The organism is Dolichospermum sp. FACHB-1250 (assembly GCF_014696335.1).
GTDB lineage: Bacteria > Cyanobacteriota > Cyanobacteriia > Cyanobacteriales > Nostocaceae > Dolichospermum > Dolichospermum planctonicum.
This window is the reverse complement of sequence record NZ_JACJPZ010000067.1, coordinates 1-20,415: the sequence shown is the minus strand read 5'-3', so window position 1 is coordinate 20,415 and position 20,415 is coordinate 1. Positions and strand designations below refer to the sequence as shown.

Here is a 20,415-nt window from a genome sequence, read left to right as displayed (position 1 = left end):
GATTTACTGTTTCTCAAATGCCTTTTTTCACTTTATATGTTTGTTTTGATGCTCTCTTTAATTTTTTCTCTACGTAATTTACCTCTGTGACAGTTTGGGGTGCGGAATGTGGGTTAAAAGACGCTCTCACTGGGTTAGTTGATGCAGAACCAGAATATATGTCTTATTCAGAAAATCGTTTAAAGTATTTGAAATTATTAAAAGCTGGACAAAACTGGAGATATTTACCAGAAGAGTTAAAAAAAGAAGCAATGGGAGGTGCTTACAATTCTGGAGGTGGAAAAGTTGGTTTTTATAGAAGACTATTCTGGGATAAACCTTCACCAACAATTACTACAAGTCCCCATCAAAAAGCTACAGATATGTGCCATCCTGTAGAATTACGTTGTTTAACTGTGCGGGAGTCTGCAAGGATTCAAACATTTCCAGATGATTGGATTTTTTATGGTTCTGTAAGTTCTAAATATAAACAAATTGGTAATGCAGTTCCTGTATTACTTGCGAAGGAAATTGGTAGTTATCTCTTTAACTTAATTCATGGAAACAAATCGAAGGGTAAAGAGATAGCTGAACAATTATCACTTTTTTATTTATAGAAAAGTGTCTATTTTGTAGCCAATTCAGCAAAAGATTTATCAATTTTCTGTAACATATCTCGTATATGATTTTCAACTAGATCATAATCCATACAAATCATATTCCAAAGTTTTGGGGTTTGGAGGTGCGATCGCGCGCATGAGAAACAACAAGCCAAATTTGTGTGGTGGAAGCAGTGTCCTAATTAACCTGGCTACAGCTATAATTACATGACATACATCATAATCCCCTCCTCGCAAGCGGGGAGGGGGTTGAGGGTGGGGTTCTTGTATCTCACTGAATGGAGAATCCCTATACCAATTACCAATCACCAATTACCAAATTAAGTCAACGCTTCTGCACCACCGACAACTTCCAGTAGTTCCTGGGTAATTGCGGCTTGACGAGCTTTGTTGTAAGACAAAGATAGAGTTTTAATCAACTCACCCGCGTTATCACTAGCGTTACTCATCGCTGTCATCCGTGCTGCTAGTTCACTAGCCGCTGATTCTTGTAATGCCCGTAATAACTGATTGCTCAGATATAACGGCAACAAAGAATCCAGGATTTGCACTGGATCTTGTTCAAAAATCATATCGCGGGGTAAGGGTGCAACTGTACTAGTTACCTTTTCCCGTTCTACTTGGAATTGACCACCACGGGTAGTTAAACGGAAAATTTCATCATCCGCTGCTTCTAAACCCTGGGTATCCAAAGGGAGAAGGGTTTGGACTACAGGACGAGAACTAACCAAGGAGACAAATTTTGTATAAACTAGCTCAATCCGGTCTACTTTTTCAGAAAGGAATAGAGAAAGCAGTTCATCAGCGATATTGGTCGCTTCGGCGGCGGTAGGAATTTGTTCTAAACCGCTGTAGGTAGCATCAATAGGCTGATTCCGGCGTTGAAAGTATTGGGTAGCCTTACGTCCGACTAATACATAAGTATAGTCTATACCTTCAGCTTGAAGTTCTTTGGCACGGTTCTCAGCGCGACGGATGACGTTACTGTTGTAACCACCACATAAACCGCGATCGCCCGTAATTACTAACAAGCCGACTGATTTAACTTCGCGTTTTTTCAGTAGGGGTAAGTCCACATCTTCAAAACGCAGTCTGGTTTGTAAGCCAAATAATACTTGTGCTAAACGGTCAGCAAAGGGACGGGTAGCAATTACCTGTTCTTGAGCGCGACGAACCCTGGCCGCTGCAACAAGCCGCATAGCTTCCGTGATTTTCTTGGTGTTTTTGACCGACTGAATGCGATCACGTATTGATTTGAGATTAGCCATAATCCGATTTTAGATTTTAGATTTTAGATTTTAGATTCGGAATTTCGGATTTTAGATGAGACTCATCTGCAAAAAACATCAAATCCCTGTATTCTATGGGCTGATATTTAATTTCGGGACGAGTCTATTTAATCCAAAATCCAAAATCCAAAATCCAAAATTTTTACGCTGCTGCTTGGAAGGTCTTTTTGAACTCGGTTAGCGCTGCTTTCAAAGCAGTTTCTTCTGCATCACCGAGAACTTTTGTTCCTTGTACGCCTTGGTAATAAGCGGTATTAACATTCTTCAGGTAATCACGTAAACCTCTAACAAAGGTAGTTACTTGATTAACTGCAATGTCATCTAAATAACCATTAATACCAGCGTAAAGAACTGCTACTTGTTCAGCGACGGAAAGAGGGTCGTTTTGAGGCTGTTTTAACAATTCCCGTAAACGCGCACCACGAGCCAACTGATCTTGAGTAGCTTTATCTAAATCAGAAGCGAATTGAGCGAAAGCTTGTAAGTCATCAAACTGAGCCAATTCCAGTTTAATTTTCCCAGCAACTTTTTTCATGGCTTTGGTTTGAGCCGCAGAACCTACGCGGGATACAGAGATACCGGGGTTAACAGCGGGACGGATACCAGAGTTAAACAAGTCAGAAGACAAGAAAATCTGACCGTCAGTAATAGAAATTACGTTGGTAGGAATATATGCGGATACGTCACCAGCTTGGGTTTCGATAATTGGTAAAGCAGTCATACTACCTTTACCCAATTCGTCGCTCAATTTAGCAGCGCGTTCTAATAAGCGGGAGTGGATGTAGAATACATCTCCAGGATATGCTTCCCGACCGGGTGGACGACGCAACAGCAAGGACATTTGACGGTAAGCCTGTGCTTGCTTAGAAAGGTCATCGTAAATAATTAAGGTTGCTTTGCCTTTGTACATGAAATACTCAGCGATACTAGCACCGGTGTAGGGAGCTAAGTATTGTAAAGTAGCTGGGTCACTGGCGTTAGCAGCTACAACTACGGTGTAGTCCATAGCGCCTTTTTCTTGTAAGGTTTGGACTACGTTAGCAACGGTGGAAGCTTTTTGACCGACAGCTACGTAAACGCAAACAACATCTTCACCCTTTTGGTTAATGATGGTATCAATAGCGATCGCTGTTTTCCCGGTTTGTCGGTCACCAATGATTAATTCCCGTTGACCACGGCCGACGGGAATCATGGAATCAATAGCGGTGATCCCTGTTTGCATCGGTTCATGGACGGAGCGACGAGCGATAATACCAGGGGCGGGGGATTCAATTAACCGACTTTCGGTGGTTTTGAGATCACCTTTACCATCAATGGGACGACCTAAAGCATCTACAACCCGACCAATTAAAGCTTCACCCACAGCTACTTGGGCGATTTTACCGGTAGCGGTGACGGAGCTACCTTCTTGAATGTCCCGACCTTGACCCATCAATACCGCACCGACGTTATCTTCTTCTAAGTTTTGGGCGATACCAATGGTGCCATCTTCAAATTCTAGGAGTTCCCCAGCCATAGCTTTTTCTAAGCCATAAATCCGGGCAATCCCGTCACCAACTTGTAACACTGTACCAACGTTAGCAACTTTAACCTCTTGGTCGTATTGCTCGATTTGTTGTTGGATAATGCTGCTGATTTCGTCTGGTCTAATGGAAATGCTCATTTGTCGTGCTAATTAGTTTCACAAAGAAGTTAATGATAATTGGTGATTGGTGATTGGTGATGGGGGAAAATTTTACCCATTACCCATTACCTATTACCTATTACCCATTTAGTTACTGCTTAAACGCAAAGAGAGACGACGTAGTTGACCACGCAAACTAGCGTCAATCACTTGAGAACCAACTTTGATAATTACACCACCAATTAAGTCACTGTCTATTTTGGTAGCTAATTCTACTTTTGCAGCTTTGGTAAGCGTAATTACCTTTTCTGTAATTGCTTGCTGTTGGCTTTCTGTCAGAGGAACAGCAGAAGTAATTTCCGCCAATACAGTTTGATTTAACTGGCGTAATAGCACTAGATACTGCTGTAAAATTGGTTCACTGAAGGCAATGCGTCTTCTGTCAACTAACAGCAGTAAAAAATTACGCAGGTATGGGCTTACACCTTCCCCAAGTAATTGTTTGAGCAGATTTTTTTTGTTCTCTGGTTTCACAAAGGGATTAGCCAAAAAGTTATTCAGTTCTTGGCTACCTGTTAATAAACCCAGAAAAGTTCTGGCATCTGTCCCAATTTCTTCTGTTGAGTTTTGAGACTGAGCAATGGACAATAGTGCCTGTGCATAAGGCTGGGATATTTCAGCTGCTGCTGCATTACTTTTCATATCTCGCCTCCCAGTTGTGCGATGCTACGAGCAATTAAAGCCTGTTGAGCATCGTCGCTAATACCAGCTTTGAGTTGTCCTTCAACTTTTTGTAGTGCTTGTAAGACTACTTTTTGTCTTAGTTGAGTTATCACTCTTTCTAGTTCAGAATTCAAATCAGCCGCTCCTGCTTCTTGCATCCGTTGAATATCTACAGCGGATTGGGCTAAAATTGCATCTTTAGCCGTCTGGGCGTTTAATTCGGCTGTTTGTTTGATTCTTTGAGCTTCTCCTTGAGCAAGTTCCAGCTTTTGCTGTGCCTCTTTCAATTTGGCTGCGGTTTCTGCTACCTTCTGCTCTGCACTCTTAATTGCTGATTCAATATTTTCTCGGCGAGATTTTAAGGTACTACCCAAAACCTTGCTGCCAAATACAACCAACACAGTAATAATAATAGCCAGGTTAATCAGGTTAGTATCTAAAATATTGGTATTTAGACTAAACCCACTTTCTCCCTTGCTTAGTGCCAATTCACCTCCGACGGCGCTGGCTTCCGTCATCAACAGTAAAAAAGTCCCCATGATTCTTTATCCACTAACTGCGCTGCCAATTTTCCAAATTTTTTGTCAGTCGTCCGTTGTCAGTCGTCATTTGTTAGTTGTTTTCAATACCAATAACTAATGACTACTAATCACCCATGACCAATGACCGTTTTCACAAGTTAGCGTTGACTTACTAAATCAGCACCTAACAGCTTCTCTAGGATTTGGCGACTGAGAGCATCTACTTGTGTTTCCAAGGCAGCTAGAGCCTGTTGTTTTTGCTGCTCAATTTCACTGGCTGCTTTTTCTCGCTGTACCTGGGCTTCTTGTTGCGCTGCGGCGATGTTTTGAGCAGCGATTTTTTGGGCTTCGGCTTGGGCTTGAGCAACAATTGCTTGAGCTTGTCTTCTGCTGTGAGCAAGCTCTTGTTCGTATTGCTGGGCTAATGCTTGGGCTTTTGATAAGCGTTCTTGGGCTTCTAAATTATTGGTACGGATATATTCATTCCGGCCATCAATCGCATTACCCAAGGGCTTGTAAAGAGTTGCGTTCAATATCAGGGCTAATACTAGAAACTGGATTGCCATTAAGGGCAGAGTAGCATCTAGATCAAACAGTCCCCCTTCCTTGGCAACTTCTTCCACGGCCAATAAGGTGATCCAGTGTGTCATGATTGCTTATTCCTATCTACATTAATGTTAATGCTGAGTTCTGATAGCTTACGTGGACTAGTCATTTCATCAGTTATGAGTATAAATTCATAACTTTCTGTTCAGACATGATTGCTCACGCCCGCAGTCAGAACTCAGTTGTGATTATGCGAAGGGGTTAGCAAACAGTAGCACTAGAGCAACTACTAGACCGTAGATGGTTAAAGCTTCCATGAACGCCAAACTTAATAGCAATGTACCGCGAATTTTGCCTTCAGCTTCTGGTTGACGAGCAATACCTTCTACAGCTTGTCCTGCTGCATTACCTTGACCAATACCGGGGCCGATTGCAGCTAAACCTACAGCTAGAGCAGCGGCGATAACGGAAGCAGCAGCAACTAATGAATCCATGATATTCTTTCCTTACTTTTAGAGATACGGTTGGGTGTTGTATTTGTCAGTGGTAAGTGGTCAGTTGTCAGTTGTCAGTTTTTAGATGATTAATTTCTGTCACCTGTTAACCGTCACCTGTTTCCTGTTGCCGCTAATGGCTGACTGTTTTCATCTGAGGGGGTTTAGTGTTCTCCCTCATGCTCTTCGCCATGATGATCTTCCATCGCTTCGCCGATATAGGCTGCTGCGAGGGTGGCAAAAATTAGTGCTTGAATGGCGCTGGTAAATAGTCCCAAAGCCATTACTGGCAGAGGCACGAACAAGGGTACTAATAGTACCAGCACTCCCACGACTAGTTCATCAGCTAAGATGTTACCGAATAAACGGAAGCTTAGGGACAGGGGTTTTGTGAAATCTTCAATAATCTTGAATGGCAACATGAAGGAAACTGGTTGCACATAGTTACCGAAATAACCTAAACCCTTTTTGCTGAATCCTGCATAAAAATACGCTAACGATGTCAACAACGCTAAGGCAACAGTTGTGTTAATGTCGCTTGTGGGTGCTGTCAGTTCGCCCTCTGGCAGATGAATTAACTTAAAAGGAACTAGTGCCCCTGACCAATTTGACACAAAAATGAACAAAAACAAAGTGCCTACGAACGGCACCCAGGGGCGATATTCTTTCTCGCCAATCTGGTTTTTGGCCAAATCTCGAATAAATTCTAGGGCGTACTCCATCAAGTTTTGTAAGCCACTAGGAATCCTTTTGACGTTACTACTGGCCAAGACGGAAGCTAGGACGAGTACGCCAATAACAAACCAAGATGTGAGAAACACCTGACCATGTAGCTTCAAGTTGCCTATTTGCCAGTACAGGTGCTTACCCACTTCCAATTCAGCAAGCGGAAGGGAGTAGACATTCAGAAAATTCAGCATTTTCTTTCCAATTCAATCGTTTCTCCAATTTTACCTGGAGAAGAGGAGCGTTTTAAGGTTGCCGGAGCGTGGATGAGTCAGAGATTAGCGCTAACCTAACTACATAGATGATGAGTGTGGCTTTGTAGGTCAGAAATCCCAAGAATATGGGTAGTATATGCAGTTGATTCAACCGTGATGCCAGGAGAATCAGCACTACTAACAAGGCTAACCGAGTTTTGCTCAGTTCTTGTTTTTCCCTTCCTAACCTTTCAACATCTTTCGCCAACATCCTCAAGTAAAGCACACCTGCACACGCCCCTAATAAATAATTTAGAGCAATGTTTGGTGAATAAGCAATCCAGACGGAGATAAAGATTATCCCTGTTAAAACAAGTGTGATCAATATCAACTCTCGATAGAGTTGATAAAACTCCTCCATGGAGGCGTAGACTGGTTTTGTGTCCTCAAAACCAGATTTCTCATCTTGTTGTGCTGTCTGATTGGGCGTAATTGGTTCGTCTGACAAGCTCACGGCATTTGAAACTAGTACAGTTTAAATATGATGACCGCACATCCAGTCAGCCAAATCATATCACGTCGCGGTAACAATACTTTAGAAAAAAACAATTAACTTATTTTTGGTCAGTGGTGACAGCATCATTTCTTACTTATTTTTTATGCGGCGGGGATCAGTAAGAGTAGTTGTTGTTGGCAAAGGTGTCTGACTCGGTTTAAGTCTAGCTCGACTTAGGTTAAAATATCCGCCAATGTGGCAGAACTATGGAGGGTTTTCCTAGTGTCTCCTCAATAGACATAAATAGCAATAAATGATTTTAGCCGATCACTCTCAATAATTTCTTAAAGAGCGATCGCTAAATTAGCAATTAAATTACGCCATTATACTTAACCGGGTGTCAGTAAAATGAGATGTTGTTTGCAAAGATTTCTGACTCCATCTAACCCAAACTGGACTTTGGTTAAAATCTCTGCTACGGTAGATTTACCATCACAGCTTTTCATGAATTAAAATTCGACATTTCTATGGAAAAAATATCACATCCAGATATTATTGTCACCAGTCCAGATGGAGAATATTTGATTATTGTTGAAGTAAAATCCAATGATGTTAGCAAGCAACGTCAATATGGTATGAATCAGCTTGAACGCTTAATGATTGAATTTGGTTGCTCCATTGGCTTACTTGTGGCAGGAGAGCGTGTTATTGTCCTCCAGGATTCTTTTGATGACTCTCATGGTTCATCAATTCGCGTAGTTGGTGAAGCAAAGCTTCCAAATTACTTATTACCACCAGCAGATGAGCAATGGCAGGGAAACCCTTACCTTGAGTTTGAATCACAAGTTCAGCGATGGCTAGAGAAATTGAAACTTCAAACCAGTACAGACAGTTTACCAGATGATTTGAGAAATTTGTTTGGTGGCCGGATAATCAATCTTCTGCGACTTGGTGAAATCAGGGCTGGTGGACCTAGGGCGTGGAGTAAATTTGTAAAATGAAGCCTCAAGCGGTTTTTGTCGAAACAAACTGGGTGGTAGATATTGTTGCACCTGCACATTTACAGAGTCAACAAGCATCTCAATTGCTTTCACTAGCGGAAGCTGGAGAGTTTGAGTTATATCTACCTGCTATCTGCCTAACAGAAGCGCGTGAAACTATACCCCGACGATTCACTCCACGCTCTCGTTCTGAAGATTTACGTAAATTTGTCAAATGGGCTAAAACAGCAGGGAAACTGACTACAGAAGATGCCAATGCAGCGTTTCGAGTATTTAATCAGTTTGATGGATTAGTTGCTAATGAACTAACCAAAGTTCCAGAAAGATTGATTTCATTAGCTAAACATCCAAATTTGAATGTTTTTCCACTTTCAGAGTCTATGCTGGAAAGGCAAGTTTCTATTGGTGCAATGGATACTTCCCTAAAACCTTATGATATGGCTGTACTGGCTGCAATCCTTGTCAGGGCTGAGGATTTGCAACAACAAGGATATTCATGGGTCGGCTTCTGTGAACTAGATTCTGATCTTCAACCTTGGGATAAAAATGGTGTATTAAAACCTATTCTTAGTGATCTCTACAAAGCTTCTCGAATCTGGGTGTATCGAGATTTTTTGGTGGAAGATGTAGATGAACTTCCCCAAATTTGGTTTTCTTCTACTTAACCGGGTGTCAGTAAAATAAGATGTTGTTTCCAAAGATTTCTCACTCCATCTAACCCAAACTGGACTTTGGTTAAAATCTCGGCTACGGTAGATATACTATCACAGTTTTGCATAAATTCTAATTCTGCTGGTGATAAGTTAACAATTTGATAATCATAGTTAAATATACATTGACTGGGAAAACCATCTATACAGGGGTTAAGTTCGGGAATAGCTGCTAATAAGTTATCTGCTGACCAATCGGTTTTGGGTAAGGGAGGACGACTGAGAAAAAATTCATAATGTGCTACTTCTGGATTCAATAATTCTACTAATCTGTACCGTTGACGTTCGGTGAGTTCTGCTGCTCGCTCAATTAACTCCGGTGCTTTTTCTAACAAATTTTCCAATTGCCAAAAACTAGGATTTGAGAAGCCTACAAAGTCTAAGCCAGAAGCGTCTATTAATGTAAATAATGTATCAATATTGTAATCAGTTTCCTGGGGATGTACGTACATATCAGCAAAACATTCATCCCGCTGATTTTCTAATGACCATCTTTCTTGTTCGCGCTTGACAATACGGTTATTTTCTGGTAAAGAAGCAAAGATTTTTCTACCAATGTGAACACCATCTTGATAGTCACCACGTTTTTTACCTTGGAGAAGTGCGATCGCTTGTTGCATTAGTTGTATTTCCCATCTTCCTATTTCTCCATAGACAAAGATGTGCATTAATCCACCTGGGGCAAGTTTTTTCGCTAATGCTTGAATACCAGGAATAGGATCGGGTAAATGATGAAGCACACCAACGCAATTAATTAGATCAAATTGTCCTGGTATCTGTTCAACATCATAGATACTCAGATGATGAAATTCTACACGGTCAGCACCGGAGCTTTGACAGCGTTTTTTTGCTACTTCTAAAGTTCCCGCACTTAAATCTATGCCTACTACCTGTGCATGGGGGTTAAGATGTACTAAATATTCTGTTCCTACCCCTGAACCACAACCAGCATCTAAAATACGGATATGTTGATTTTCGGGTTTTCTCCCGGTACAAAAATTGTAAGCAGCTAACCAATTCCAGCGCCAATTATAACCTGGTGGTGGTTGATCTAGAATGGGTTCTGGAGGGAAAGGGTAGGTATCATAGAGTTTCGCAACAGCAGCACTGACTTGGGAGTTGGACATAATTACGGGTAACGCAGCATTTCTGATTTTAACGGATAGGGGGATTTTGGGCAAATGTATTATTTGTGGTGAGGATTTACGCCAAATATACCTCCCTAAACCCCCATTTTTGATATCTGTGCCTGGGATGTTTTATTTATCCTGTAACTTGTGAGTAAGTCCTAAAGTATTGACAAAAAACATCATTGATGATCACACTCTAACTAAGAGGTGTTTTGAAACTCCCAAAGTATTTAGTTTTATAATCAAGAAGCATCGCAATCATTAATACAAATTAAAAACAATGGGAATATTTGGATTTGGAAAAAAATCAGCTATGCCAACATCCGAGCAAGCACTGCCAGGACGGGACGAAGTAATGCGAGTACCAGCACTTCATTATGTGAACAAAAATCCCCTCAAAGCACCTTTTCCCCAGGGATTAGAAACTGCTATGTTTGGTTTAGGCTGTTTTTGGGGTGCAGAACGCAAATTTTGGCAATTATCAGGAGTTTACACTACGGCAGTAGGTTATGCTGCTGGTTACACACCCAACCCCACTTACCAAGAAGTATGTAGCGGTATGACGGGTCATAATGAAGTGGTGTTAGTTGTATTTGAACCGAAAATAATTACTTATTCCCAACTCTTGAAAGTCTTCTGGGAAAGCCACAACCCCACCCAAGGAATGCGTCAAGGTAACGACACTGGTACTCAATACCGTTCGGGAATTTACGTCTATTCTGAAAATCAAAAACAACTAGCAGAAACATCACGAAATGTTTATCAATTAGCTCTCAAGGATGCAGGTTATGGTACAATTACCACAGAGATATTAGATGCACCTGAATTTTACTATGCTGAAGAATACCATCAGCAATATTTAGCCAAAAATCCCGGTGGTTATTGTGGTTTAGGTGGTACTAATGTAGCTTGTCCCGTAGGTCTTGCGGAAGCGCAGGTAAGTTAAAAGCACGAAAATCAACATAATACTCCTCGGTTAAGGCTAAAAAGTCGTTATATCGTAGGTTGGTTTGACTCAAGTAAACCTAGCAAAATCGTTGACAATGTTGGGTTTTGCTGTCGCTCAACCCAACCTACAACCAACCTACATTTCCTTTTTTATTTTTTTATTAAACTATGGACTTATTTAAAAGCTCACTAATTGGTTTAAAAGCTGACTCGTTCCGTCATCCTCTAGACTTGGAAGCTACTAAAACCCTCAAGCAAATCCCTGGTTTAGATATGATGGTGAGAAATTGGCTCAGTCCAATGGCTGAACAGGTTTTTTATGTAGAAAATATCGCTTCTAGTATTTTAGTAGGAGAAAAACAACTTCCAGAATTACACAAATTATTATTAGAAGCTTGTCAAATTCTTGACATTGAGCCGCCTCAATTATATGTGCGTCAACATCCAGCCCCTAATGCTTATACCTTTGCTATGCGGGGTAAACAGCCTTTTGTGGTTATCCACACATCCTTAATTGAGATATTGACACCAGCAGAAATACAGGCTGTAATTGCCCATGAATTAGGTCATCTCAAATGCGATCACAGCCTGTATTTAACGCCCGTGAATTTACTCATTTTAGCGGCTGCATTTGTGCCAAATATTGGCACTGTGTTAGCACAAGCTATGCAGTCACAATTATTAGAATGGATACGTTGTGCTGAGTTTACCTGTGATCGTGCCGCTTTGTTAGCCACCCAAGACCCTAAAATAGTCATGTCAGTATTAATGAAGTTAGCCGGTGGTTCTCCCAGTTTAGCACCTCAATTGAATTTAGATGCTTTTATTGACCAAGCTCGTGCCTATGATGACATTAGTAAAACGGAATTGGGGGAAATGGTGAAATCTGCCCGCACAGCCCAATTAAGCCACCCTGTCCCCGTATTGCGGGCGCGAGAAATTGATCGGTGGGCGAGTAGTCTAGAGTACCAAAAATTAGTGGAAAGTCACAGTATTAATCATCGAGACGAAACTGCATCCCCAGGAGGTTGGCGTAATTGGTAGGTTATATCTTAGGTTTTGAAACTGATCTTGCTAGATAAATTACCTTTACGCAACATGAATCTATCACCGATTAATTTATTCGCATACGAACAACTGGCAAAAGAGCATCTTTCCCAGATGGCTTTTGATTATTATAGTAGTGGTGCATGGGATGAAATTACGCTGCAAGATAATCGCGCCGCGTTTGCAAGAGTTAAACTTCATCCAAGAATGCTAGTAGATGTTAGTGAAGTTAACTTAACTACCAAGATTTTAGGGGCATATTTGCGATTACCTCTGTTAATCGCGCCCATGGCATTTCAGTGTCTGGCGCATCCAGAGGGTGAAAATGCTACAGCTTTAGCTGCGGAAATTACTGGTGTAGGTATGGTGTTGAGTACATTAGCTAATAAGAGTTTAGAAGAAGTAGCTACTGTCGCTAATGGTTTACAATGGTTTCAACTTTATATCCACAAAGATCAGGGTTTAACTAGGGCTTTGGTGGAAAGAGCCTATAGAGCGGGCTACAAAGCGATTTGTCTCACCGTAGATGCTCCCGTGTTGGGAAAACGAGAACGAGACCAACTTAATCAGTTTACCCTACCTGCTGGTTTACAGCTTGGTAATTTCACCAATATCTCCGGTTTAAAGATTCCCCAGGAACAAGGAGAATCTGGTTTATTGACTTATTTTAGCGAGCAAATTAACCCCGCAGTCACTTGGAAAGACTTGCAATGGTTACAATCTATTAGCCCCCTACCTGTGGTCGTTAAAGGAATTTTACGATCTAATGATGCGGTTCGGGCTGTGGAATATGGCGCTCAAGCAATTGTTGTTTCTAATCATGGCGGTAGACAATTAGACGGAGCGATCGCTTCTCTGGATGCTCTAACCCCAATTGTAGCGGCAGTAAACGGACGGGCAGAGATTTTGTTAGATGGGGGGATTCGTCGAGGCACAGACATACTTAAAGCCTTAGCACTGGGAGCAAAGGCTGTACTCATTGGCCGGCCTGTGTTATGGGGATTAGCAGTGGCTGGAAAAACTGGTGTATCTCATATCATCTCCCTACTAGAGGATGAGTTAAAGGTAGCAATGGCACTCAGTGGATGTCCCAGATTGGAGGATATTGATTCATCAATTGCTGACTAAAAAATTTCTCAAAAAAAATCTCAATACCTATTGCCAAAATCAAAAAATAGGTTATAATAAGAAAGTTACACCCAAGGGCGGGTGGCGGAATTGGTAGACGCACCGCACTCAAAATGCGGCGACCGTGAGGTCATAGGAGTTCGATTCTCCTCCTGCCCATGTCTTGTCAATAAGTAAGCTTTGTTAGTTATTGGTCTTGTATTGTTGATTAACAGTTACCGATGCTAATATCAACGCTAACAGTTGATCTATCTGCCGCTACAAGAGCTTTTTCAGTCTTGTATTTATGGTGATAAACCACCTATCAGCAATTCTTGAAATCACACAATCATGAATTGCCGTAAATGGTAAAGACTCCGCTCATCCTAGCCAACCGATTGACGGTAATTTACCTCTTACTCTTAGTATAGTAATATGAACTGTATCTGTAATTATAGTTATATCCGAATCTTCGGAATTTCTCGCCGTTAACTACTACTCCTAGTAAATTGATGGGAGATGCTTTTAGGGTATCAATAAGTTGCTTTAAGGCAGATTTATCTGTTTTATCAATTCTCACAACTAGCATGACACCATCAGTATGAACTGCTACCAGTCTAGCATCTACTAATCCTGACAAGGGAGGAGAATCATAAATCACTAAATCAAAATTCTCAGAGAAATAGTCCATCATTTGACCCATTTTATCTGATGAGAGCAACCGCGCCGGATCAGGTGGTAGAGGACCTGCGGTAATCACAGATAAATCATTAAGTCCGGGCATTTCTTGAATTACTTGGTTGACATCTATATCTGAAGAAATTAAACTACTTATTCCCCAGATATTATTTAATTGTGTTAGTTTATGAACCTTGGATTTGCGGAGGTCACAATCTACAAGTAATACTTTTTTCCCCATAATAGCGGCTGTTTTTGCCAGACTAAATCCCACCGTACTTTTACCATCTCCGGGGACAGCAGAGGAAACAACTAAAGACTTAATTGGTCGATCAGAATTAAGCAATTGAATATTACTATATAAAACTTGTAAAGATTCCCAAAATGATCCTTGACCATAATAATAGCTGGATCGGGAACGGCGACGAGCAGAAGTGTTAGATATTTCATCACCGGCGATCAGAGGGTCTACAACTACCTCTGGTTCTTGGTCTTTACCTATGTTTGTCAGGTTTAAAGATGGATTCCGCACTAAGTTTTTATTAAAGGGAAGAGATCCTAATAAAGGCAGTCCTATCTTATCCTGGACATTTTCAACACCGTGATAGGTATTATCAGTCTGTTCCCGGAGAAAAGCAGCACCTATGCCTAATAAAGAACTAGCCACAAATCCCAACGTTAAATTGCGGGTAATATCTGGAGAAATTGGATATTGAGGCTGAAAAGCTGCTTGGATTAATTCCCAAGGTAGTTCTGTTTGGGCTATTTCTATTTGCAGTTGTTCACGAGCCGCTAAAAAGCGATTTAAACTTTCATTGGCTATTTGTAAATTCCGCAGGATTTCAGTATATTGCCGAGACAAAACTGGCAACTGGTCTAATTTCAATTGCACTTGTCTTTCTACTTGTGCTATGTATTGATTGTCTACTTCTATTTTCTTAATTACATCCGTAGCTTCAGATATTCTGATATTAATAGTGCGTGCGGCTTCTGCTTCAATAATAGGTAAAAGGTTGGCTCTTTTTTCTTGTAAGGTGCGGATAACTGGGTTATCCGGTTGAAATCGAGTTAATTCTCCAGATAGCTGGGTGTCTAATTGGCGTTGTTGACCAATTAGGGTTTGATAAAGAGGGGCAGTATTGAGAATTGCTAACTGTTCTTCACGTCTCTGTAGCCTGTCATAATTAGCTCTGGCAGCGGTTAACTGTTGATTTATGGTTAGTCTTTGTTGTGCCAAAGATTGAATTTGCCCAGAAATTACTTCAGATTGGTTTTCTGGATCAATAAAATTGTATCTTTGGCGGAACACTTGCATTTCTTTTTGCAACTCTCCTAGCCTAGTTCGAATTTCAGGTAGTTTTGCCTCCACAAATTGGACTCCCTGACGGAGCTTTGTTTGCCGCTTGTTGAGACTATATTTTAAATAATAATCAGCCAGGGGATCTAGTATAAGTTTAGTTTTTCGATTATTATCACTTTTATAGCTAACTTGGATTATTTTTGATTGTCCCAAGCGACGAATAGTTAATCCTTGCAAAAGGGTATAATAATTAATATCAGGATAAGATCTTTGGATTTCTTTAATAAAATCTCGCAGCAGTTCTGGACTTTGGAGAACTTGAATTTGGCTCTCATAATCTAGTCCAGTTGGTTTAAGGACATTAGCGAGTCCTACGTCGATTTTCCCTAGTTCAGAGTCACTATTAACAGGTTCAACTAATATTTGGAAGCCGCTTTCATAAATTGGTACTTGTTTAAAAGTTGTATAAATAACACCACCCATAGCAACGGAAGCAACTCCTATGATGATAATTGCTCGGCGCTGTAAAAGACCAAAAAGGGATTTGAGGTTAAAATCACTAGCCTCTTCTGAAAATTGGGAAAATGTGGGATTTGAAAATAATGTAGGAACAGGAGTAGAAACAGGAGCCGTACTACTCCCGTAATTTTTGTCGTTTGTAATTTGTTGGTCAAGCATAGCTTTTTTGCGGGTGAATAACCAAGGATATGTAACTGTTTTCTACCTTCATCAGTCATAGTTTAGCAATTTTTAACGCTGATCACCAATAACTACTAAAATCTATTGGTCATATTATATCAATATGCGGTTCAGAAAATTCAGAACCCCAATAAGCATGACTTAAAACCCACATTCCGCTAATTTTTGCTAGTGTCTGATGCTAAATTTTCCCATTCCGCCCTTTTTTTGATTGGTTGAGCCGGATTTCCTGAGTAGACGATATTGGCCTCTAAGGATCTTCCTGTGACACTACCCAATGCTAAAACTGCTCCTCGTCCAATAGTAACACCAGGTCCGATGACTGATTTTGCTGCTATCCAACTACCCTCTTGAATATAAATAGGAGCAGGAATTAGTTCAAAGTTGGGATGATTCCAGTTATGATTACCAGTACAGAGATAAACTCCTTGGGACAAACAAACATGATTTTCGATGGTAACATTAGCTAGATTATCAATCCAGGTATCTTCTCCAATCCAAACGTGATTACCAATGGTCAAGCGCCAGGGAAATTTAATTTTTACTCCTGTTTTTATACGTACACCTTTACCTATGGTAGCACCAAACAGCCTCAGTATGGAAACTTTGATAGATGATATAGGCAGCCAATAACTCTCCACTAGGGGTGAGCCAATGAAGTACCATAAAATTTGTTGACTGTATGGCGCTCCAGGTGTATAACTGCCAAGTGTGTAATTATCTAAGCGCATAAGTAATTGCTTAATATATTATTTTTTCTGCTTCTATTATAAGTATACTCAGAAATAGTTATGATAAAACTCACTGAAATGTATAGTACCATCCATGCCAACAATCCATAATAGCACCTTTGAGGATGAGACCATAGATGAAGATTATTAAAAGTGCAAGGATTTTCTTTTTACGGATGCGATTTGCTTGCAGTAGCACTTCGCTATTATTAATTAATAGTACATTAATAGTACACACCTATTGTGGGAAATCCGCATAAAGCACTATAAGTTTACCTTCGTAAATTGCCAATAGGAGGAACAGCAATGACAGTTACAACGGTTAAAAAGATGACCTTTGAGGAATTTCTTAATTATGACGATGGTACGGACGCTTTATATGAATTGGAAAACGGAGAATTAATATCCATGCCTTTTGAAAGTGAGATAAATCGTCGAATAGCGATGTTTTTAGTTGCCTGTTTTCTAAAATTAGGTATTCCATATTATCGGTTGAGTATGAAAACGGAAATGGTTGTAAATAGTCGTCAAGTTGGGGTGCGTGTTCCTGATCTAGTGGTGTTTTCTGAGGAGTTAGCTCAGATTATGGAAGGGGCTACACGCTCTCTAATTTTAATGGATATGCCATCACCTGTGTTGGTGGTTGAGGTGGTGAGTCCAAATCAAGAAAATCGGGATTATCGTTACAAGCGTTCTGAGTATGCTGCACGGGGAATTGCTGAATATTGGATTGTTGACCCCATTGCCCAAAAGGTGACAGTATTGGAATGGGTAGAGGGTTTTTATGATGAGCAGGTATATGTGGGAGATCAGGTAATTGGTTCTCTTATATTTGCTGATTTGAAGTTGACTGTTGCTGAGGTTTTACAGGGTTGACACTCACTAATGAACCTCTTATTTTGACAAAGGTATTGATAATACTAAGGAATATTTTAGTTGTTTAGGCGCTTAGGCGATCGCGGACAAAGTCAAGCAGAGAGTTGGCGATTACTAGGAAGTTATTTCCTTTTTGCTGATTCAGCGTGGTGGGAATAATTTGGTTCCTATCAGCATTATATTCATATAAACCATAATCATAATCTTGTAAGAAATTAATTAAGTCGTCTTGTTGGTAACCAAAGTTATTCACACAATCATTTATTTCCATAATCCACACGCAAGGAAGCTGTTTTTGCAATAAAGAAGTTGCCCCCTGTAAGGCTAATAATTCTGCTCCTTCAATATCAATTTTTGCTAACGTGAGGTTATTTAAAGATTCGTGCTGGAGCAGATTATCAATCGTATCAGTGGCAACTACCACTGTATTATCAGTAGGTTCTGCTGTAATAAAGGGCATGGAATCACCTTCAGCAAGGTTAAGAGCAGTACTTCCAGTGAAGTTAGATACTGCTAATGGGTAAGTTTTCACTTGCTGCAAATGATTTATCTTTAAATTTTCCTCCAACCGAGCATAATTTTTAGGAAGTACCTCAAAACTATAAATTGTGCCAGATGTGATTTTAGATGCAGCCAATAGTGTATATATGCCTATATTAGCACCAATATCGAGAAAAGAATCTTCGGCACGTAAATATCTCAGCAGAAAATTCATTTCATGATAATCATAAAGTCCACAGTATAGGACTGCTGAAGCTGAACGACTATCAGGATAGCAGCGAATTTTGACTCCGTTAATAACTTGATGATCAATATATTTGTTAGTTAGACGTTTATAGAACTGCCAACCCATAAATTTGAAAACAGATTGGATTTTTTTGTCTTGGCAGTTAGGATGCGACAAAATATATCTAAGAGTTGATATAGCAAAAATATTGTTAGAAAGTTTCATTTTTGACAAGATGTAAGTGTATAACTGGAAAGTTCAATTCTTGAAAGTAAAAAGCTTTAACAGCTTCTCGAATATTGGCTTTGAGTTTTTCCCAAGAATCTCCTTGGGTAAAAATGTCTTCGGTGAGACATTCAGTAACAAATCCCCCGTCTTCTGCTTGGGAAACTTCAAAAACCAGTGTATTTACCATCAGATTAACTCCTAGCAATAAAGAGCAGGTTATTTGAGCCAATTAATTATCTATTTTCTCTGCTTCTATTATATGTATAGCCAGCAATATTTCTGCTAAAACTCTCTGAAATGTATAGTACCATCCATGCCAACCGTCGAGAATACCACCTTTGAGGATGAGACAATAGATGAAAATTATTAAAGGTGCGAGGATTTTGCGTTTACGAAGGCGATCGCCTATACTAAGTTCATGCTCTGGTGTTTCTAAAAGTTTTTTACTTTCAATTACCATATAACGATCTTGCGCCCATAACCAACGACTCAATGGTTTGCGATCGTCGTGGTGGATGTATGCTGATAATTGACTAGATTTACCTTGTACCACAACTCTATGAGCGTGTCCATCATCTTGATAAATTGCTTTTTCCCTTTTGTAAAGAACTTTGCGGGGTGGAAGCAAAGTACCGCGTAAGGGTTTACCAAAAACACAGTATTTGAACCTGACACTATAGCTATTTATATCTGACTCTATTGGTAAAGATGTAATTTCCCGAATTAAATCATCGGTTAATATATAATCTGCATCTAGCGATAGTACCCATTCTGATGTAATTTTTAATAGTCCGTAATTGCACTGACTAGCAAAGGAATCGAATTTTCTAGGAAATACTTCTACTTGAGGATATTCAGACAAAATTTCTAATGTTGTATCTGTGCTATAACTGTCAATAACAATGATTTTACTTGCCCATTTAAGTTTTTCCAGAGTACGATTAATGTTATTTTCTTCGTTATAGGTAAGGACGAGAGGTGTAATTTGTTCTAACATGAGGATATTCAAATATATTCTTGTTATTGAACTATGGTACTAGAACACAACATAGTTTTCCAAAGATAGGGAAATCTACCCGCAAACTTAAACTTGATATTTGTATAGTTCTCTGATTTAAGTAAAGCCGTCATAGTTGGTACGGAAAAGAATTTGATATGACCACCATCCCAAAGAGCGGTAAAATGGTTGTCCATTTTCCCCGTAGCAGCCATCACTAGGTTTTTTAGATAACCATGATAGGGTGTGGTTAGGATTAACCCACCATTGGGTTTCAGGCATTTTTTAGCGTTTCTGACTAATTCTTTAGGATAAAATAAATGCTCAATTACCTCAACAGCAATCACAATATCAAAGTTGTTTCCTAGTTCGGAGTATGGTAAATCGTAAATACTACCTTGAATAAAGCGACAATTGGGAAAACTTTGATTAGCTAATTTTACACCTGATTCAGATTCTTCAACACCAACAACTTCATAACCCTGCTGTGCTAGGAAATTGCTCAAGCTACCATTACCACAACCAAGATCCAAAATCCGAGGTTTTTGGTTGTTATCGGGGGGGGGTAGCATTTCTGACATCATTTCCATAAGTGGTTTTAGCAAATAATTGTGATGATGTTCAGCTTGACTATTTTGATAGGAATATTCGTATTGGTTGGGTATGGTAGTCATTTGTTTTAGGAGGTTATTTGGTAAGTTATGGGGGTTAATGTATTTTACATAAAAAAATAAGGGGCGATCGACTGTTGGATTTTTGCTATAATTACTTATGTTTGTCTTTTATTCACATCTTTCTGATTATCCCATAATCCGCCAGGGAATTAATTCCCTGTCTAATAGCTCAAGTCTACTCAAGTAGAGATACACAACTAACGTAGTTAAACCAAAGTCAAACAGTGTCAATTGCTGATAATTCGCTCTCTGATTGACCTGACTTCAGGTTCTAGAGTCTGGGGCTTATCCTTGCCCGTTATCGCTTCGGTCTCCATCAAGGAATCCCGAAACTTCTGACTTCTTTCTAA

General features: G+C 40.0%; 21 protein-coding genes, 1 tRNA gene and 2 pseudogenes. 8 read left to right on the top strand and 16 right to left on the bottom strand.

All coding sequences use genetic code 11. The features are described from left to right. Nucleotides 1-113 precede the first annotated feature (113 nt). Nucleotides 114-596, top strand: a pseudogene (locus H6F39_RS18170) (DNA cytosine methyltransferase); the annotation flags it as partial. A gap of 323 nt (nucleotides 597-919) precedes the next feature. Here the strand turns inward: H6F39_RS18170 and H6F39_RS18165 are convergent. From H6F39_RS18165 to H6F39_RS18130, 8 genes are all read right to left on the bottom strand, one after another. Continuing rightward, nucleotides 920-1,867, bottom strand: coding sequence for a F0F1 ATP synthase subunit gamma (locus H6F39_RS18165; protein WP_137906352.1), 948 nt, complete (start codon nucleotides 1,865-1,867; stop codon nucleotides 920-922). A 163-nt stretch (nucleotides 1,868-2,030) separates the two neighbouring features. Then, nucleotides 2,031-3,551, bottom strand: a complete 1,521-nt coding sequence (gene atpA / locus H6F39_RS18160; protein ID WP_028084038.1) for a F0F1 ATP synthase subunit alpha — start codon at nucleotides 3,549-3,551, stop codon at nucleotides 2,031-2,033. Between the two features lie 108 nt (nucleotides 3,552-3,659). Then, complete coding sequence (gene atpH, locus H6F39_RS18155; RefSeq protein ID WP_137906353.1) at nucleotides 3,660-4,214, bottom strand: ATP synthase F1 subunit delta; 555 nt, start codon at nucleotides 4,212-4,214, stop codon at nucleotides 3,660-3,662. Then, nucleotides 4,211-4,774 (bottom strand): F0F1 ATP synthase subunit B, encoded by a 564-nt coding sequence (locus H6F39_RS18150; protein WP_137906354.1) that lies wholly within the window; start codon nucleotides 4,772-4,774, stop codon nucleotides 4,211-4,213. Before H6F39_RS18150 ends, atpH begins: the two co-directional genes overlap by 4 nt. A 140-nt stretch (nucleotides 4,775-4,914) precedes the next feature. Further along, nucleotides 4,915-5,406, bottom strand: coding sequence for a F0F1 ATP synthase subunit B' (locus H6F39_RS18145; RefSeq protein ID WP_190397176.1), 492 nt, complete (start codon nucleotides 5,404-5,406; stop codon nucleotides 4,915-4,917). A gap of 144 nt (nucleotides 5,407-5,550) precedes the next feature. Next, nucleotides 5,551-5,796 carry an ATP synthase F0 subunit C gene (gene atpE, locus H6F39_RS18140; protein WP_137906356.1) on the bottom strand — a complete coding sequence of 82 codons (246 nt, stop codon included), beginning with the start codon at nucleotides 5,794-5,796 and terminating at the stop codon, nucleotides 5,551-5,553. Between the two features lie 164 nt (nucleotides 5,797-5,960). Beyond that, the gene (atpB, locus tag H6F39_RS18135; protein ID WP_028091266.1) at nucleotides 5,961-6,716 is read right to left on the bottom strand and encodes a F0F1 ATP synthase subunit A; all 756 of its coding nucleotides are present in this window, start codon (nucleotides 6,714-6,716) and stop codon (nucleotides 5,961-5,963) included. A gap of 52 nt (nucleotides 6,717-6,768) precedes the next feature. Then, nucleotides 6,769-7,230 carry an ATP synthase subunit I gene (locus H6F39_RS18130; RefSeq protein ID WP_137906357.1) on the bottom strand — a complete coding sequence of 154 codons (462 nt, stop codon included), beginning with the start codon at nucleotides 7,228-7,230 and terminating at the stop codon, nucleotides 6,769-6,771. Nucleotides 7,231-7,703: 473 nt separating this feature from the next. Here H6F39_RS18130 and H6F39_RS18125 point away from each other — a divergent pair, with 473 nt between their 5' ends. Both H6F39_RS18125 and H6F39_RS18120 read left to right on the top strand, forming a co-directional pair. Next, nucleotides 7,704-8,213, top strand: coding sequence for a type I restriction enzyme HsdR N-terminal domain-containing protein (locus H6F39_RS18125; RefSeq protein ID WP_370539407.1), 510 nt, complete (start codon nucleotides 7,704-7,706; stop codon nucleotides 8,211-8,213). Continuing rightward, entirely contained in the window at nucleotides 8,210-8,878 is a 669-nt protein-coding gene (locus tag H6F39_RS18120) for a hypothetical protein (protein WP_137906359.1), read from the top strand. Before H6F39_RS18125 ends, H6F39_RS18120 begins: the two co-directional genes overlap by 4 nt. Here H6F39_RS18120 and H6F39_RS18115 read toward each other — a convergent pair. Continuing rightward, nucleotides 8,875-10,050: a class I SAM-dependent methyltransferase gene (locus H6F39_RS18115; RefSeq protein WP_190397175.1), complete on the bottom strand. Its 1,176-nt coding sequence runs from the start codon at nucleotides 10,048-10,050 to the stop codon at nucleotides 8,875-8,877. The two genes, H6F39_RS18120 and H6F39_RS18115, sit on opposite strands and share 4 nt — an antisense overlap. Nucleotides 10,051-10,333: 283 nt before the next feature. Here H6F39_RS18115 and msrA point away from each other — a divergent pair, with 283 nt between their 5' ends. From msrA to H6F39_RS18095, 4 genes are all read left to right on the top strand, one after another. Then, complete coding sequence (msrA, locus tag H6F39_RS18110; protein ID WP_190372605.1) at nucleotides 10,334-10,999, top strand: peptide-methionine (S)-S-oxide reductase MsrA; 666 nt, start codon at nucleotides 10,334-10,336, stop codon at nucleotides 10,997-10,999. A 170-nt stretch (nucleotides 11,000-11,169) separates the two neighbouring features. Further along, nucleotides 11,170-12,045, top strand: a complete 876-nt coding sequence (locus H6F39_RS18105) for a M48 family metallopeptidase (RefSeq protein ID WP_190397174.1) — start codon at nucleotides 11,170-11,172, stop codon at nucleotides 12,043-12,045. 54 nt (nucleotides 12,046-12,099) lie between these two features. Next, nucleotides 12,100-13,176, top strand: a complete 1,077-nt coding sequence (locus H6F39_RS18100) for an alpha-hydroxy acid oxidase (RefSeq protein ID WP_190397177.1) — start codon at nucleotides 12,100-12,102, stop codon at nucleotides 13,174-13,176. Nucleotides 13,177-13,251: 75 nt separating this feature from the next. Then, nucleotides 13,252-13,335 (top strand) — tRNA-Leu (locus H6F39_RS18095). A gap of 229 nt (nucleotides 13,336-13,564) precedes the next feature. Here the strand turns inward: H6F39_RS18095 and H6F39_RS18090 are convergent. The 3 genes and pseudogenes from H6F39_RS18090 to H6F39_RS21235 all read right to left on the bottom strand — a co-directional run. After that, nucleotides 13,565-15,811 (bottom strand): polysaccharide biosynthesis tyrosine autokinase, encoded by a 2,247-nt coding sequence (locus H6F39_RS18090; RefSeq protein ID WP_190397173.1) that lies wholly within the window; start codon nucleotides 15,809-15,811, stop codon nucleotides 13,565-13,567. A gap of 179 nt (nucleotides 15,812-15,990) precedes the next feature. After that, the gene (locus H6F39_RS18085) at nucleotides 15,991-16,563 is read right to left on the bottom strand and encodes a WcaF family extracellular polysaccharide biosynthesis acetyltransferase (protein ID WP_190397172.1); all 573 of its coding nucleotides are present in this window, start codon (nucleotides 16,561-16,563) and stop codon (nucleotides 15,991-15,993) included. A 70-nt stretch (nucleotides 16,564-16,633) separates the two neighbouring features. Continuing rightward, nucleotides 16,634-16,750: pseudogene (locus H6F39_RS21235) on the bottom strand (glycosyltransferase family 2 protein); the annotation flags it as partial. 119 nt (nucleotides 16,751-16,869) lie between these two features. Here H6F39_RS21235 and H6F39_RS18080 point away from each other — a divergent pair. Beyond that, complete coding sequence (locus H6F39_RS18080) at nucleotides 16,870-17,439, top strand: Uma2 family endonuclease (protein WP_190397171.1); 570 nt, start codon at nucleotides 16,870-16,872, stop codon at nucleotides 17,437-17,439. 64 nt (nucleotides 17,440-17,503) lie between these two features. Here the strand turns inward: H6F39_RS18080 and H6F39_RS18075 are convergent, their stop codons facing one another. The 4 genes from H6F39_RS18075 to H6F39_RS18060 form a co-directional block, all read right to left on the bottom strand. Then, nucleotides 17,504-18,292: an FkbM family methyltransferase gene (locus tag H6F39_RS18075; RefSeq protein WP_190372600.1), complete on the bottom strand. Its 789-nt coding sequence runs from the start codon at nucleotides 18,290-18,292 to the stop codon at nucleotides 17,504-17,506. Between the two features lie 85 nt (nucleotides 18,293-18,377). Then, on the bottom strand, nucleotides 18,378-18,581 hold the full coding sequence (locus H6F39_RS18070) for a type II toxin-antitoxin system HicB family antitoxin (RefSeq protein WP_137906369.1): 204 nt from the start codon (nucleotides 18,579-18,581) through the stop codon (nucleotides 18,378-18,380). Nucleotides 18,582-18,623: 42 nt separating this feature from the next. Next, nucleotides 18,624-19,391 carry a glycosyltransferase family 2 protein gene (locus tag H6F39_RS18065; RefSeq protein ID WP_190397170.1) on the bottom strand — a complete coding sequence of 256 codons (768 nt, stop codon included), beginning with the start codon at nucleotides 19,389-19,391 and terminating at the stop codon, nucleotides 18,624-18,626. 23 nt (nucleotides 19,392-19,414) lie between these two features. Beyond that, on the bottom strand, nucleotides 19,415-20,065 hold the full coding sequence (locus tag H6F39_RS18060; protein ID WP_137906371.1) for a bifunctional 2-polyprenyl-6-hydroxyphenol methylase/3-demethylubiquinol 3-O-methyltransferase UbiG: 651 nt from the start codon (nucleotides 20,063-20,065) through the stop codon (nucleotides 19,415-19,417). Nucleotides 20,066-20,415: the final 350 nt, after the last annotated feature.

Coding starts and splice junctions, on each gene's coding strand:
- H6F39_RS18165 (WP_137906352.1), bottom strand. CDS start 1,867: ATGGCTAATCTCAAATCAATACGTGATCGCATTCAGTCGGTCAAAAAC.
- atpA (WP_028084038.1), bottom strand. CDS start 3,551: ATGAGCATTTCCATTAGACCAGACGAAATCAGCAGCATTATCCAACAA.
- atpH (WP_137906353.1), bottom strand. CDS start 4,214: ATGAAAAGTAATGCAGCAGCAGCTGAAATATCCCAGCCTTATGCACAG.
- H6F39_RS18150 (WP_137906354.1), bottom strand. CDS start 4,774: ATGGGGACTTTTTTACTGTTGATGACGGAAGCCAGCGCCGTCGGAGGT.
- H6F39_RS18145 (WP_190397176.1), bottom strand. CDS start 5,406: ATGACACACTGGATCACCTTATTGGCCGTGGAAGAAGTTGCCAAGGAA.
- atpE (WP_137906356.1), bottom strand. CDS start 5,796: ATGGATTCATTAGTTGCTGCTGCTTCCGTTATCGCCGCTGCTCTAGCT.
- atpB (WP_028091266.1), bottom strand. CDS start 6,716: ATGCTGAATTTTCTGAATGTCTACTCCCTTCCGCTTGCTGAATTGGAA.
- H6F39_RS18120 (WP_137906359.1), top strand. CDS start 8,210: ATGAAGCCTCAAGCGGTTTTTGTCGAAACAAACTGGGTGGTAGATATT.
- H6F39_RS18115 (WP_190397175.1), bottom strand. CDS start 10,050: ATGTCCAACTCCCAAGTCAGTGCTGCTGTTGCGAAACTCTATGATACC.
- msrA (WP_190372605.1), top strand. CDS start 10,334: ATGGGAATATTTGGATTTGGAAAAAAATCAGCTATGCCAACATCCGAG.
- H6F39_RS18105 (WP_190397174.1), top strand. CDS start 11,170: ATGGACTTATTTAAAAGCTCACTAATTGGTTTAAAAGCTGACTCGTTC.
- H6F39_RS18100 (WP_190397177.1), top strand. CDS start 12,100: ATGAATCTATCACCGATTAATTTATTCGCATACGAACAACTGGCAAAA.
- H6F39_RS18090 (WP_190397173.1), bottom strand. CDS start 15,811: ATGCTTGACCAACAAATTACAAACGACAAAAATTACGGGAGTAGTACG.
- H6F39_RS18085 (WP_190397172.1), bottom strand. CDS start 16,563: ATGCGCTTAGATAATTACACACTTGGCAGTTATACACCTGGAGCGCCA.
- H6F39_RS18080 (WP_190397171.1), top strand. CDS start 16,870: ATGACAGTTACAACGGTTAAAAAGATGACCTTTGAGGAATTTCTTAAT.
- H6F39_RS18075 (WP_190372600.1), bottom strand. CDS start 18,292: ATGGGTTGGCAGTTCTATAAACGTCTAACTAACAAATATATTGATCAT.
- H6F39_RS18070 (WP_137906369.1), bottom strand. CDS start 18,581: ATGGTAAATACACTGGTTTTTGAAGTTTCCCAAGCAGAAGACGGGGGA.
- H6F39_RS18065 (WP_190397170.1), bottom strand. CDS start 19,391: ATGTTAGAACAAATTACACCTCTCGTCCTTACCTATAACGAAGAAAAT.
- H6F39_RS18060 (WP_137906371.1), bottom strand. CDS start 20,065: ATGACTACCATACCCAACCAATACGAATATTCCTATCAAAATAGTCAA.